This is a genomic window from Acidovorax sp. JMULE5 (assembly GCF_013376875.1).
GTDB classification, from domain to species: Bacteria; Pseudomonadota; Gammaproteobacteria; order Burkholderiales; family Burkholderiaceae_C; genus Acidovorax; species Acidovorax facilis.
This window is the reverse complement of sequence record NZ_CP035951.1, coordinates 3842923-3855549: the sequence shown is the minus strand read 5'-3', so window position 1 is coordinate 3855549 and position 12627 is coordinate 3842923. Positions and strand designations below refer to the sequence as shown.

General features: G+C 66.3%; 10 protein-coding genes and 1 riboswitch. Of the genes, 6 read left to right on the top strand and 4 right to left on the bottom strand.

Going from position 1 to position 12627, the window contains the following annotated elements; all coding sequences use genetic code 11:
* Positions 1-143: 143 nt before the first annotated feature.
* The 3 genes from metH to EXV95_RS17505 form a co-directional block, all read right to left on the bottom strand.
* Complete coding sequence (metH, locus tag EXV95_RS17515; protein WP_176889091.1) at positions 144-2855, bottom strand: methionine synthase; 2712 nt, start codon at positions 2853-2855, stop codon at positions 144-146.
* Positions 2856-2917: 62 nt separating this feature from the next.
* A riboswitch (S-adenosyl-L-homocysteine riboswitch) is annotated at positions 2918-3021 on the bottom strand.
* A gap of 18 nt (positions 3022-3039) precedes the next feature.
* Positions 3040-3783, bottom strand: a complete 744-nt coding sequence (locus EXV95_RS17510; RefSeq protein WP_176887851.1) for a hypothetical protein — start codon at positions 3781-3783, stop codon at positions 3040-3042.
* 75 nt (positions 3784-3858) lie between these two features.
* A complete protein-coding gene (locus EXV95_RS17505) occupies positions 3859-4314 on the bottom strand; it encodes a PACE efflux transporter (protein WP_176887850.1) in 456 nt (151 codons plus the stop codon).
* A 72-nt stretch (positions 4315-4386) separates the two neighbouring features.
* Here EXV95_RS17505 and EXV95_RS17500 point away from each other — a divergent pair, with 72 nt between their 5' ends.
* Together EXV95_RS17500 and EXV95_RS17495 are read left to right on the top strand one after the other, a co-directional pair.
* On the top strand, positions 4387-5322 hold the full coding sequence (locus tag EXV95_RS17500; protein WP_121421883.1) for a LysR family transcriptional regulator: 936 nt from the start codon (positions 4387-4389) through the stop codon (positions 5320-5322).
* 220 nt (positions 5323-5542) lie between these two features.
* Positions 5543-7705: a TonB-dependent siderophore receptor gene (locus EXV95_RS17495; protein WP_176887849.1), complete on the top strand. Its 2163-nt coding sequence runs from the start codon at positions 5543-5545 to the stop codon at positions 7703-7705.
* 49 nt (positions 7706-7754) lie between these two features.
* Here the strand turns inward: EXV95_RS17495 and EXV95_RS17490 are convergent, their stop codons facing one another.
* Positions 7755-8567, bottom strand: a complete 813-nt coding sequence (locus EXV95_RS17490; RefSeq protein ID WP_176887848.1) for an MBL fold metallo-hydrolase — start codon at positions 8565-8567, stop codon at positions 7755-7757.
* A gap of 114 nt (positions 8568-8681) precedes the next feature.
* Here EXV95_RS17490 and EXV95_RS17485 point away from each other — a divergent pair, with 114 nt between their 5' ends.
* From EXV95_RS17485 to EXV95_RS17470, 4 genes are all read left to right on the top strand, one after another.
* Positions 8682-9671 carry a GlxA family transcriptional regulator gene (locus EXV95_RS17485; RefSeq protein ID WP_176887847.1) on the top strand — a complete coding sequence of 330 codons (990 nt, stop codon included), beginning with the start codon at positions 8682-8684 and terminating at the stop codon, positions 9669-9671.
* Positions 9672-9803: 132 nt separating this feature from the next.
* A complete protein-coding gene (locus tag EXV95_RS17480) occupies positions 9804-10208 on the top strand; it encodes a GFA family protein (RefSeq protein ID WP_176887846.1) in 405 nt (134 codons plus the stop codon).
* A 51-nt stretch (positions 10209-10259) separates the two neighbouring features.
* The gene (locus tag EXV95_RS17475) at positions 10260-11105 is read left to right on the top strand and encodes a PPK2 family polyphosphate kinase (protein ID WP_176887845.1); all 846 of its coding nucleotides are present in this window, start codon (positions 10260-10262) and stop codon (positions 11103-11105) included.
* A 194-nt stretch (positions 11106-11299) separates the two neighbouring features.
* Complete coding sequence (locus EXV95_RS17470; protein ID WP_055398770.1) at positions 11300-12607, top strand: Glu/Leu/Phe/Val dehydrogenase; 1308 nt, start codon at positions 11300-11302, stop codon at positions 12605-12607.
* The last annotated feature ends 20 nt before the right edge of the window (positions 12608-12627 follow it).

Genomic DNA, 12627 nt, shown 5'->3' with positions numbered 1-12627 from the left:
CGGCAAATACCACGCAAAAAAGCCGGCACGGAAACCGACAGAACCCAAAGAAAAGCCCCTGCATGCAGGGGCTCTGAATATCTGAGAGAAAACAGCCTCTAGCGCTTATCCATCAAGCGCAAAAAGCTATTAATTCAATAGCATCAAAGGTTCGGCGCCAGCAACCGCTCCAGCACCTTCTCGTCCATGCCCCGGCGCTGGGCCATGTCGTGCAGCTGGTCTTCACCGATCTTGCCGACGTTGAAGTACACCGCGTCGGGGTGGCCGATGTAGAAGCCGCTCACGCTGGCCGCAGGCGTCATGGCCAGGCTTTCGGTCAGGCCCATGCCGATCTCTTCGGCGTTGAGCACGCGGAACAGGTCGGTCTTGGCGCTGTGGTCGGGGCAGGCGGGGTAGCCGGGCGCGGGGCGGATGCCGTGGTACTTCTCGGCAATCATGTCGTCGTTGCTCAACTGCTCGCCCGCTGCGTAGCCCCACAGGTCGGTGCGCACGCGGTGGTGCAGGCACTCAGCAAAGGCTTCGGCCAGGCGGTCGGCCAGGCTCTTGAACATGATGGCCGAGTAGTCGTCCAGCGCGTCGATGAAGGCTTTTTCTTTTTTCTCGATGCCCAGACCGGCGGTGACGGCGAACAGGCCCGCGTAGTCGGCAATGCCGCTCTCTTTGGGCGCCACAAAGTCAGCCAGGCAGCGGCTGGGGCGCGTCACGCCGTCAATCGTGTGCTTTTCGGCCTGCTGGCGCAGGCCGTACCAGGTCATGGCGACCTCGGTGCGGGTGTCGTCGGTGTAGAACTCGATGTCGTCGCCCACGCTGTTGGCGGGCAGCAGCGCCATCACTCCGCTGGCGGTAAGCCAGCGGCCTTCGACGATTTTCTTGAGCATGGCCTGGCCATCGGCAAACACGCGTGTGGCTTCTACGCCCACGATTTCGTCGGTGAGGATGGCGGGGTACGGGCCGGCCAGGTCCCAGGTCTGGAAGAACGGGCCCCAGTCGATGTACTTGGCCAGCTCGGCCAGGTCGAAGTTCTTGAACACGCGGCGGCCCAGCGCGCGCGGCACGGCGCTCTGGTAGGCGGACCAGTCGATTGGCGTCTTGTTGGCGCGGATTTTGGCCAGGGACCACAGGGGCGTGGCCTTTTTGTTGGCGTGCTGGGTGCGGACTTTGTCGTAGTCGGCGTTCATCTCGGCCACGTAGCTGTCAACGCCGTCGCCCAGCAGGCTTTGGGCGACGCTCACGCTGCGCGAGGCGTCGGGCACATAGACCACGGGGCCTTCGTAGTGCGGCGCGATTTTTACGGCCGTGTGCACGCGGCTGGTGGTGGCACCGCCGATGAGCAGCGGGATTTTCTTCATGCGGAAGTAGTCGTCCTTCTGCATCTCGCCCGCCACGTACTGCATTTCTTCAAGGCTGGGGGTGATGAGGCCGGACAGGCCGATGATGTCTGCGCCCTCCACCTTGGCCTTGGCCAAAATTTCATGGCAGGGCACCATAACGCCCATGTTCACCACCTCGAAATTGTTGCACTGGAGCACGACGGTGACGATGTTCTTGCCGATGTCGTGCACGTCGCCCTTCACGGTGGCGATGACGATCTTGCCCTTGCTGCGCACGTCGCGCCCGGCCAGTTCGTCCTGGCGCTTTTCTTCCTCGATGTAGGGGATGAGATGGGCCACGGCCTGCTTCATCACGCGTGCGCTTTTCACCACCTGGGGCAAAAACATCTTGCCCGCACCAAACAGATCGCCCACCACGTTCATGCCGTCCATGAGCGGGCCTTCGATCACGTGCAGCGGGCGGCCGCCCTTGGCCAGGATCTCGCGGTATGCCTCTTCGGTGTCTTCGGTGATGAAGTCGGTGATGCCATGCACCAGCGCGTGCGACAGGCGTTCGCCCACGGTCTTGGGGTGCTCGGGCGTTCCGCGCCATTCGAGCTTCTTGCTTTCGTCCTTGGCGCCGCTCTTGGCGGTTTCGGCGATCTCGACCAGGCGCTCACCAGCATCCGGGCGGCGGTTGAGCACCACGTCTTCCACGCGCTCGCGCAGCACGGGCTCCAGGTCGTCGTACACGCCCACCATGCCCGCGTTGACGATGCCCATGTCCATGCCGGCCTTGATGGCGTGGTACAGAAACACGGTGTGGATGGCTTCGCGCACCGGGTCGTTGCCGCGGAAGCTGAACGACACGTTCGATACCCCACCCGACACCTTGGCGCCGGGCAGGTTCTGCTTGATCCAGCGCGTGGCCTCGATGAAATCGACGGCGTAGTTGTTGTGCTCTTCAATGCCGGTGGCTACGGCAAAGATGTTGGGGTCGAAGATGATGTCCTCGGGCGGGAAGCCCACTTCATCGACCAGGATGCGGTAGGCGCGTTCGCAGATTTCGACCTTGCGCTCGTAGGTGTCGGCCTGGCCTTTTTCGTCAAACGCCATGACCACGGCAGCGGCGCCGTAGCGGCGCACCAGGCGCGCCTCGTGCTTGAACTTGTCCACGCCCTCCTTCATGGATATGGAGTTGACGATGCCCTTGCCCTGCACGCAGCGCAGACCGGCCTCGATCACCTCCCACTTGGAGCTGTCCACCATGATGGGCACGCGCGCGATGTCGGGCTCGGACGCGATGAGCTGCAGAAAGCGCACCATGGCGGCCTTGCTGTCGAGCATGGCCTCGTCCATGTTGATGTCGATGACCTGGGCACCGTTTTCCACCTGCTGGCGCGCCACGGCCAGGGCCTCTTCGTACTGGCCATTCAGGATCATGCGTGCAAACGCCTTGGAGCCGGTGACGTTGGTGCGCTCGCCGATGTTGACGAACAAGGTGCCCTCGCCAATGGAGACGGGCTCCAGGCCGGACAGCTTCATGGGGGGCAGGGACGGGGCGGACGCGGACATAAGACTCACCTGTATGGCAGGAACAGCGAGAAAACAGGTGAGCGTCGTTGCGGGTGGGGCCGGAGACCGATTCTTGTGCGCCCAAGCCTGACGGCTTCACCATCGTGGTGAAGCCGCTGCAACGCTCCTTGGGCAAGCGTTGGATTTTACCGGGTCAGCGCACAGGCAGAAACTGCAGGAAGGTGCCCCCCACAATCCCCTGCACATAGCTGATAGCGGCGCGGCGGTACTTTTCGGTGGTCAGGACAGCCAGCAGGTCGAGGCGCGCGATGATCTTGCCAAACTCGCGCTCAAAGCTCAGGTTACGGCCCTGGGGGCCGATCTCGTCAGCCAGCAGCAGTGGCTGGCCCTGGGCGTTGCGGCGCTGGGCCAGCAGCCACACGGCGCTTTCTACATTGCGGGCGGCGTTGTAGAGGTGCTGGGCATCCATGCCGTCGAGCAAGAAGAACTCTGTCTTTCCGCCATGGGCCGTGATGATCATGTCGGCCGTGGCATGGATGAAGGCTGCCACGCGGTCCCCTGTGAACTCCGGCGCCAACGCGAAGCCCATCGCGGCAATGTCGCGCCGCCCCTGCAGCGGTGCCCAAGGCTGGCGCTGCAGGATGGCTGTGCGCACCAGCTCGGCGGCGTGCTCGCGGCTGGTGGCGCTGGTTTTGCGCCATTCGGCGGGGTTGCGGCGGTAGAGCTTGTCCATGAGGCGGAACAAGCCCTCCAGGTTCTCGTGCATGGCCAGCGTGGCCACGCGGTTCATGTCGGACTGGGCCAGCTCGGCGGGCGTTGTGGCGGCCCCCTTGACCTCGCCGCGTGGCGTGGGCGCATTCGCCGCGCAGCCTGCGAGCACGGTGCACAGCAGTGCACACGATGACATCCACAGGAGAGAAAGGAACGGCCCACGCATGGGGGCCGATTATCGGGCGCAGTGTGGGCCTCTCACGGCCTGTTGACACTGTTTGAAGATCTGGGGCCCCTGCCCTCAGGTGGTGGCCATGGCCGACGCCGGCAGGCCGAACAGGTGGTCGAACACCCAGTTGAAAACAAAGGTGTAGCAAAGGAAGAACACGATCAGCCCCAGGTCCATCACAAACGCGTGCCACAGGGTGATGTCAAACCACCAGGCAAACAGCGGCACGAGGGTGAAGACCAGCCCGCCTTCAAAACCGATGGCATGCGCCACGCGCCGCGCAACGCTGCGACCGCGCACGGGCTGGCGAGCCTCCCAGCGCTCAAACGCCCAGTTGAAGACGATGTTCCAGACGATGGCAATCACCGAGGCTGCCACGGCCACCACGCTCGAATGGCCTGCACCCTGGCCCGAGAGCAGGGCCAGCCCGGCCGTGGCCGCCGCGATGGCGATCAGCTCGTACAGGCTCACATAGATCAGTCGGCGCTTGAGGCCCTGCAGGCCGAAAAGGGTGGGTTGCTTGTCCATGGGGGTGACTTTATGTGCCTGCAGCTGATATATAAAGTCAGCTTGTTTCAGTTTATTTGATAGATCACACCCATGGCCTTCTCTTCAGACAGCGTGCAGGTGTTCCTGGCAGCGCTGGACCACGGCTCTTTTTCGGCGGCGGCGCGGGCGCTGTCGCGGGTGCCGTCGGCCGTGAGCATGACCATTGCCCACCTGGAAGCCGAGCTGGATGTGCAGCTGTTTGACCGCAGCGGTCGCGAGCCCCGGCCCACCGCCGCCGCCCGCGCGCTGGAACCGCAGGCCCGGTTGCTCGCCGGGCAGCTGCAGCAGCTCAACGCCCAGGCGCTGGCGCTGACGCAGGGGCTGGAAGAGCGGCTGACGCTGGCCATCGCGCCCGAGCTGCTGGCCGCCCGCTGGACAGGCCCCCTGGCCACGCTGGCATCGGAATACCCGCTGCTGCAGGTGGAGGTGCTGACCGCCCCGCAGGTGGATGCGCTGGCGCTGCTGCACAGCGGCCGCGCACAGCTGGCGCTGGTGTTCGAGCGGCCCAGCATCGACGGGCGCGAGGGTTTTCAGGAGGTGGGCACCGAAACCCTGGTGGCGGTGATGGCGCCGGACCATGCGGTATTGCAGGGCGCGCGCGCCTCGGCCCTGGCCCGGGGCGAGCCGCCCGAGCGCGCCATGCTGCGCGAAGAACACCTGACCACCACGCGCCAGATCGTGGTGGCCAGCCGTGACCTGGGGCAAACCGACCCACGTTTTGTATTTGCCCGTCACCACTGGCGCACCGACAACCACCTGGCCGCGCTGGGCATGATCGAAGCAGGCCTGGGCTGGGGCTGGCAGCCCCGGGCGCTGGTGCAGCCGCGCATCGAGGCCGGGCGGCTGGTGGAGATGCCGTTTGAGAACCTGAGCAACGGCACCGCCCTGTGGGTGGATGTGGTGTGGTCGAAGGAGCGGCCGCTGGGCCTGGGCGCGGCGCGGTTTGTGGCGCTGATGGCCACGGCGGCCAAGGCAGCACCCCGCTGAGCGCTCCTGCAAGGCAGGCGCTGCCCGCCCCCATGCGCACCCAGAAGGCAAGGGAGCGTTGCCGCAAAAGCAAATGCGAATTGTTTGCATTTGCATGGATAATGGCGGCCTTTCATTTGCACCCCGCCCGTGCCCCGTTCAACACGACCTCTCTCCCGTGCGGCGGTTTGCACGGCGCGCGGGAGCAAGCCCCGCCGTTTTCTCTCTACCGATCTGCACCATGCATCCCTCGATTCCCCGGCCCGCCCGGCAGACTGCTACGGCCCGCGCCACCCTGGCGCTGTGCGCCTTTACCGCCAGCGCCGCCATGGCCCAGACGGCACCCCCTGTTTCATCGGCTCCACCGACCGACACCGTCACCACCAGCCCCGCCCTGTCGGAAGTGCAGGTGCGTGACAGCAGCGCCACCACCGGCTACCAGGGCGCGCAGCGCAACACCGCAGCCACACGCACCGACACGCCGCTGATCGAAACCCCGCAGTCCGTGCGCGTGGTGCCCCAGCAGCTGATGGAAGACCTGGGCGCCACGCGCCTGGCCGACACCGTGGACTATGTGAGCGGCATCACCCGCCTGAACGACTTTGGCGGCACCTGGGACAACTATGCGATCCGTGGCTTCAGCAACACCGACGGCGGCCAGCTGCTCAACGGCTTTGCCTCCAACCGGGGCTATGGCCCACAGCGCGACGTGAGCTCGGTCGAGCGCATTGAATTTCTCAAAGGCCCGGCGGCCGCGTTGTATGGCAGCAGCGAGCCGGGCGGCACGCTCAACGTCGTCACCAAAAAACCGCAGTTCACTCCCGCGCACAAGGCGGGTGTGCAGGTGGGCGGGCATGGCTACCGCCGTGCCACGCTCGACACCACCGGCCCGCTGGGCACGGACGTTGCCTACCGCCTGAACGTGGCGGCCGAGGACGGCGCGAGCCGTACCGCGCTGGTGGACAACCGCAAGATGGTGGTGGCCCCGTCCCTCACCTGGAACCTGGGCGCCAACACGGTGCTGAACTACGAGGCGGAGTTCATCCGCATCCGCACCCCGTTGGACCGGGGCATCGTGCAGGTGCGGGGCAACGTGGGCGCGCTGCCGTCCGACCGGTATCTGGGCGACCCCAGCCGCGAGAACCTGCATGTCAACGGCGACACGCACCAGCTGACGCTGGACCACGACCTGGGCCAGGGCTGGCGAACCCGCGTGGGTGCGTCGTACCGCGAGACGGATCTTTACGGCGCGGCCGTGGACCTGACCGGCACCCTCGCCGCCGACGGCCGCACCCTGACGCGCCGCGACAGCTGGCGCAGCCTGCCAGCGCGCGATGCATCGCTGCAGGCCGAGGTCGAGGGCAAGCTGCAAGCGGGCGGCTTCAGCCACACCGTGCTGGCAGGTGTGGAGACCTGGCGGCTCACTGCGGCGCAGGACATCCGCTACTCCAGCCTGGCCAGCCAGCCCTTTGCCATCGACATCTACAACCCGGTCTACAACCAGCCCGTGGGCAACCTCACGCCGGGTTTTGACCTGGTGGACCGCACCCGCGCCACGGGCGTATTTGTGCAGGACCAGATCGACCTGAGCGCGAAGTGGAAACTGCTGGCCGGCGTGCGCTTTGACCGCTTTCACCAGGACAGCGAAAACCGCCTGGCCGCCACCCGCCAAGAGCAGGAGCATTCGGCCGCCACGCCGCGCATCGGGCTCACCTACCTGGTCAACCCCAACACCTCGGTCTACGCATCGGCCGGGCGCTCGTTCCGCCCCAACGCAGGCACCGATGAAAGCGGCAAGGCGTTCGACCCGCAAAAGGGCCAAGCCCTGGAACTGGGCGCCAAGTGGCAGTCGGCCGACCAGCGCCTGAACGCCAGCGTGGCGCTGTTCGATATCCGCAAGACCTATGTGCTCACGCGCAGCCCCACCAACGCCAACTTCAGCATTGCGGCGGGCGAGGTGCAAAGTCGGGGCATGGAGCTGGATGTGGCCGGGCAGATCGACACCCACTGGCGCATGACGGCCAACATGGCCTACACCGACACCGAGGTGACCCGCGACAACAACCCCGCCCTGCTGGGCAAGCGCCTGCTGAACGTGCCCCGCGTGAGCGCCGGCCTGTTCGCCATCCGCGAAGACCAGGCGCCCTGGGGCGGCCGCTACGGCATCGGCGGCGGACTGGTGCATGTGGGCGAGCGCACGGGCACCGCCACCGACACTTACCGCCTGCCCGCCTACACCACAGCGCGCATCACAGGCTACTGGCAGATCGACAAGCGCACGCGCCTGACGCTGGACGTCCACAACCTGTTCGACAAGGCGTACTACACGGCCTCGTGGGGCGCACTCACCGTGATCCCGGGCCTGGGGCGCCAGGTGGTGGCGGGGGTGCAGGTGGTTTTCTGAGCCAAATTGGGCTCTAGCGCATTTATATCAAGCGTTAACAGCTATACATTTAATAGCAATCAACTGCTGCACGACAAGGAAAACCTCTGCTTTCACCGTCCTCCGGCACCCAGAGGCGGTCTGCCCAGCCGCCGTCCACCGCCATTTGGCGCACCGCTGCGCGCGTGGTGGGGCAGTGGTCCAGCGCCTGCAGGTGGTTCACCACCAGCGTGCCGTGGGCCAGCTGCGCGGCTTCGGCCATGTCGGCGGCGTCCATGAGGATTTCTGCCCCCACATCGAACCGGGCCCCGCCCGCAGGCAACACCGACACCGCAGGCTGAAGGCGCGCCAGGCAGTCGCGCACCGTGGGCGTGAGCATGGTGTCGCCCGCCAGGTAAACGCTGGGCTCGCCCGGCAGCTCCAGCAGGTAGCCGTGGCCGTGCTCCATGAAGCGGCCCACCCAGCCGGTGCCGTGCACACACGGGATCGGCGTGACATGGCCGCCCAGCGCCCACGGCTGGCGCCCTGGCCCCGCCAGCGGCCACACCAGCAGGCCGCGCTGCGCCAGGTAGTCGGCATCGCGTGGCATGCAGATCACCGGTATCTGCCGCTCGCGCAGAAAGCGCTTGCCAGCGCGGTCCAGGTGGTCGAAGTGGCCGCGTTGGCAGTGCGTGATGAGGGCGTGGGTCACACGCTCCAGCAGCGCATCGGTGCCCCCTGGCAGCTCCACAATGGGATTGCGCTGGCGCCCCGTGCCCAGATACCGCAGCGCGGGCAGGCTGCCCCGGGGGGCGAGCATGGGGTCCACCAGCAGGCCCACAGGGCGGCCCTGGGATTCGAATTCAAGAAGCACGGTGGCGTTGCGCAATTGGGTGATCTGCATGGTGTGGGCTCCGAAGCCAGTGGGTATGCAGTGGATTGTTGAGAATCGGGCACCCGGCGAGAATGGCCTGGTTTGACAATTTCTTTCCATTTCTAGCCAAACTACCCCGCCACCATGCGCCGCACCACCGCACCACCTGCACCACCCTTGCGCCTGGCACTGTTGCTGTACACCGGTTGCATGCCCGCAGGCCTCTTCGCCACCGCCGACATGGCCCGCGCCGCCAACCTGCGCGCCCAGCGCCCGGTGATCACCACCTGCTGGGCCGGCGCGGACCTGCAGCCTGTGCCCACCTGGCAAGGCCCCGCTCTCACGCCCAGCGTGGCCCTGGCGCAGGCCGAGGTGGACGCGGTGCTGGTGCCAGGCCTGTGGCTGTCTTCGCCCGACGGACTGCAGGCGCCGCAGCAGCAACAGCACATCGCGCCCGCCATCGCGGCACTGCGCGCCCTGCCCCGCCGCACCCAGGTGTGGAGCTATTGCGCGGGCGTAGCGCTGGCTGCGGCCAGCGGCAGGATGCGCGGGCGCGGCGCCACGGCCACCTGGTGGCTGCGGGCCCCGCTGCAACAGCAGTTTGGCGCGGTGCACTGGCGCTTTGACGAACCTTTGGTGGAAGACGGCCCCATCACCACCGCGGCAGGCGCCAACGGCTACTTGCCCTTGATGCTGCACGCGCTGGCAGCGCGGCTGGACGCTGAAGCCCTGGCAGATCTGCAGTCGCTGCTGATGCTGCCCCGCCCGCGCACCACCCACCCGGCGTTTGCCGGGCACGACCTCATGGCGATGGCTGACGCCCAACTGCGGCGCGCGATGCTGTGGGTGCAGCGTTGCCCCGCCAGCACGCTGCGCCTGCCCGCACTGGCCGAGGCGCTCGGCCTGTCGCCCCGCACGCTGGCAAGGCGGGTGCAAGCGCACACGGGTCTTTCGGCCGCGCTCTGGATGCGCCGCATCAAGCTGCGGCAGGTGAGCGAGGCCCTGTGCGACACGCCCCTGCCGCTCAAGCGCATTGCCGAAGACCTGGGCTTTGCCAGCGAGGCGGGCCTGCACCGCGCTTTTCAGCAGGCGACGGGGCAGACGCCGCTGGCCTACCGCATGGCGCACGGGTGAAGGTGCAGCGGTCGGCCGGCGAAAAAACCGGGCGCGGCATCGTTCACAAAGAGGATGCCGCCGAGCGCAAAGTTTGAGATCATGCACCCGCCCCTCCCCCCCAACTTGCAGCACCGCGACAGGACGAACGCCATGACCGCTCCCAACCACACCGCCAGTTGCCACTGCGGCGCCGTTCAAATCGAGGCCACGCTGGACCTGACCCAGCCCACCTACCGCTGCAACTGCGGCATCTGCCGCCGCACGCGCTTCTGGCCTGCCGTGGCACTGCCCGGGGGCTTTCGCATCACCCGGGGCGAAGGCGACCTCACGCGGTACACCTTCGGCACCCACAAGAACCACCACTACTTCTGCCGCCACTGCGGCGTGCGCGTGTTCGGCCACGGCACCGACACTCCGATGGGCGAGATGTACGGCGTGAATGTGGGCTGCATCAATGGCCTGACCGACGAAGACCTTGCGCGCCTGGCCATCGTGCGGGTGGACGGGCTGCACGACCAGTGGCAGCAGGCACCGGCGCACAGCGAGTATCTTTGAGGGCCTGCTGAAATTCTCGGCGCATCGCGCCGCACTGCCCGGAGCGCCGCCATGCCCTCGCCTTTTGACAACAACCCGTCGCCCCTCCTGCAACGCCTGCGCCCGTGGCAGCCCGGTGGCAAAAATGCGGCGCTGAAGGACTTCGACCCCGGCGCCAAACCCTTCTCGCTGGGCGACAAGACCCGGGACAAGGCAGCCGTCGAAGACCTGGCGGTGGAACTGGACGGGCTGCAGAACCTGTTCTATGCCGACAAGCGCTACAAGCTGCTCGTGGTGCTGCAAGGTACCGACACCTCGGGCAAGGACGGCACGATCCGTGGCGTGTTTGGCCGCATGAGCGCCCTGGGCGTACACGCCGTGGGCTGGAAGGCCCCCACCGAAACCGAGCGCGCACACGACTACCTCTGGCGCATCCACCAGCAGGTGCCGCAGGCGGGCGACATCACCGTGTTCAACCGCAGCCACTACGAGGACGTGCTGGTGCCCGTGGTCAACGGCTGGATCACGCCCGAGCAGCACCAGCAGCGTCTGGCGCACATCAACGACTTTGAACGCATGCTCAGCGAAACGGGCACCATCGTGCTCAAGTTTCTGCTGCACATCGGGTTTGACGAGCAGCGCGAGCGGCTGCAAGAGCGTCTGGACGACCCGGCCAAGCACTGGAAGTTCAGCATGGGCGACATCGAAGTGCGCAAGCAGTGGGCGCAGTACCAAGATGCCTATGGCACCCTGCTGGCTGCCACCCACACGCCCTGGGCGCCCTGGACCATCGTGCCCGCCAACTCCAAGACGCACCGCAACCTGATGATCGCCACGGTGCTGCGCGAGGTGCTGCAGAAGCTGGACTTGCGCTACCCGGCTGGCGACCCCGCGCTGGCCGGCTTCACGGTGAAATGACCGCTCGTGCGGCAGTGCAGCACGCTGCCTTCTCGGCGTTTTCACTGGCCACATTTTTGCTGCAGTGCCGCATTGGGCGGTGTTTTCCCGTGGTTATGCATTAATTGCATAGCACCAAAACACTACGGCCTTAGACAGCGTGCAGCGGCAGGCATAAGCTTCGCAGCCTGAACTGATCCCACAAGGAATTCACCATGTCGCAACCCGTCGGCGCCCCTGCCGCACAATCCCACCCCCTGCCCTCGTACCTGCAGGCCGACCACCTCGGCCCCTGGGGCAACTACCTGCAGCAGGTAGACCGCGTCACCCCCTACCTGGGCAGCCTGGCGCGTTGGGTGGAAACCCTCAAGCGTCCCAAGCGCATCCTGATCGTGGACGTGCCGATCGAGCTGGACAACGGCACCATCGCCCACTACGAAGGCTATCGCGTGCAGCACAACCTGAGCCGGGGCCCCGGCAAGGGCGGCGTGCGTTTTCACCAGGACGTGACGCTGTCGGAAGTGATGGCCCTGTCGGCCTGGATGTCGGTGAAGAACGCTGCGGTGAACGTGCCCTACGGCGGCGCCAAGGGCGGTATCCGCGTGGACCCCAAGAAGCTCTCGATGGGTGAACTGGAGCGCCTGACGCGCCGCTACACCAGCGAGATCGGCCTGTTGATCGGCCCCTCCAAGGACATCCCCGCACCCGACGTGAACACCAACGGCCAGATCATGGCCTGGATGATGGACACGTATTCGATGAACACCGGCGCCACCGCCACCGGCGTGGTGACCGGCAAGCCCGTGGACCTGGGCGGCTCGCTGGGCCGCGTCGAAGCCACCGGCCGCGGCGTGTACACCGTGGGCGTGGAAGCCGCCAAGCTGACCGGCCTGGCGCTGGAAGGTGCCCGCATCGCAGTCCAAGGCTTTGGCAACGTGGGCGGCATTGCGGCCAAGCTGTTCGCCGAAGCAGGCGCCAAGGTGGTGGCTGTGCAAGATCACACCGGCACCATCTTCAACAGCAAGGGCCTCGATGTGCCCGCGCTGCTGGCGCATGTGAAGACCCGTGGCGGCGTGGGCGGCTTTGCCGGCGCCGATGTGATGAAGGCCGAGGAGTTCTGGGGCGTGGATTGCGAGATCCTGATCCCTGCCGCCCTCGAAGGCCAGATCACCAAGGACAACGCTGGCCAGATCAAGGCCAAGCTCGTGATCGAAGGCGCCAACGGCCCCACGACCACCGAGGCCGATGACATCCTGCACGACAAGGGCGTGCTGGTGCTGCCCGACGTGATCGCCAACGCCGGCGGTGTGACGGTGAGCTACTTTGAATGGGTGCAGGATTTCTCCAGCTTCTTCTGGAGCGAAGACGAGATCAACGCCCGCCTGGTGCGCATCATGCAAGAGGCTTTTGCGGGCATCTGGCAAGTGGCGCAAGAGCACAAGGTGAGCCTGCGCACCGCCACCTTCATCGTGGCCTGCCAGCGCATCCTGCATGCGCGCGAAATGCGCGGACTGTATCCGTAAGCCCCCTGAGCGGCTGCGCC

What these genes read in the sequence shown, in the direction of transcription:
- EXV95_RS17505 (WP_176887850.1), bottom strand. Translation starts at nt 4,314, where the DNA reads ATGGACAAGCAACCCACCCTTTTCGGCCTGCAGGGCCTCAAGCGCCGA.
- EXV95_RS17490 (WP_176887848.1), bottom strand. Translation starts at nt 8,567, where the DNA reads ATGCAGATCACCCAATTGCGCAACGCCACCGTGCTTCTTGAATTCGAA.
- EXV95_RS17500 (WP_121421883.1), top strand. Translation starts at nt 4,387, where the DNA reads ATGGCCTTCTCTTCAGACAGCGTGCAGGTGTTCCTGGCAGCGCTGGAC.
- metH (WP_176889091.1), bottom strand. Translation starts at nt 2,855, where the DNA reads ATGAAGCTGTCCGGCCTGGAGCCCGTCTCCATTGGCGAGGGCACCTTG.
- EXV95_RS17480 (WP_176887846.1), top strand. Translation starts at nt 9,804, where the DNA reads ATGACCGCTCCCAACCACACCGCCAGTTGCCACTGCGGCGCCGTTCAA.
- EXV95_RS17470 (WP_055398770.1), top strand. Translation starts at nt 11,300, where the DNA reads ATGTCGCAACCCGTCGGCGCCCCTGCCGCACAATCCCACCCCCTGCCC.
- EXV95_RS17510 (WP_176887851.1), bottom strand. Translation starts at nt 3,783, where the DNA reads ATGCGTGGGCCGTTCCTTTCTCTCCTGTGGATGTCATCGTGTGCACTG.
- EXV95_RS17475 (WP_176887845.1), top strand. Translation starts at nt 10,260, where the DNA reads ATGCCCTCGCCTTTTGACAACAACCCGTCGCCCCTCCTGCAACGCCTG.
- EXV95_RS17485 (WP_176887847.1), top strand. Translation starts at nt 8,682, where the DNA reads ATGCGCCGCACCACCGCACCACCTGCACCACCCTTGCGCCTGGCACTG.
- EXV95_RS17495 (WP_176887849.1), top strand. Translation starts at nt 5,543, where the DNA reads ATGCATCCCTCGATTCCCCGGCCCGCCCGGCAGACTGCTACGGCCCGC.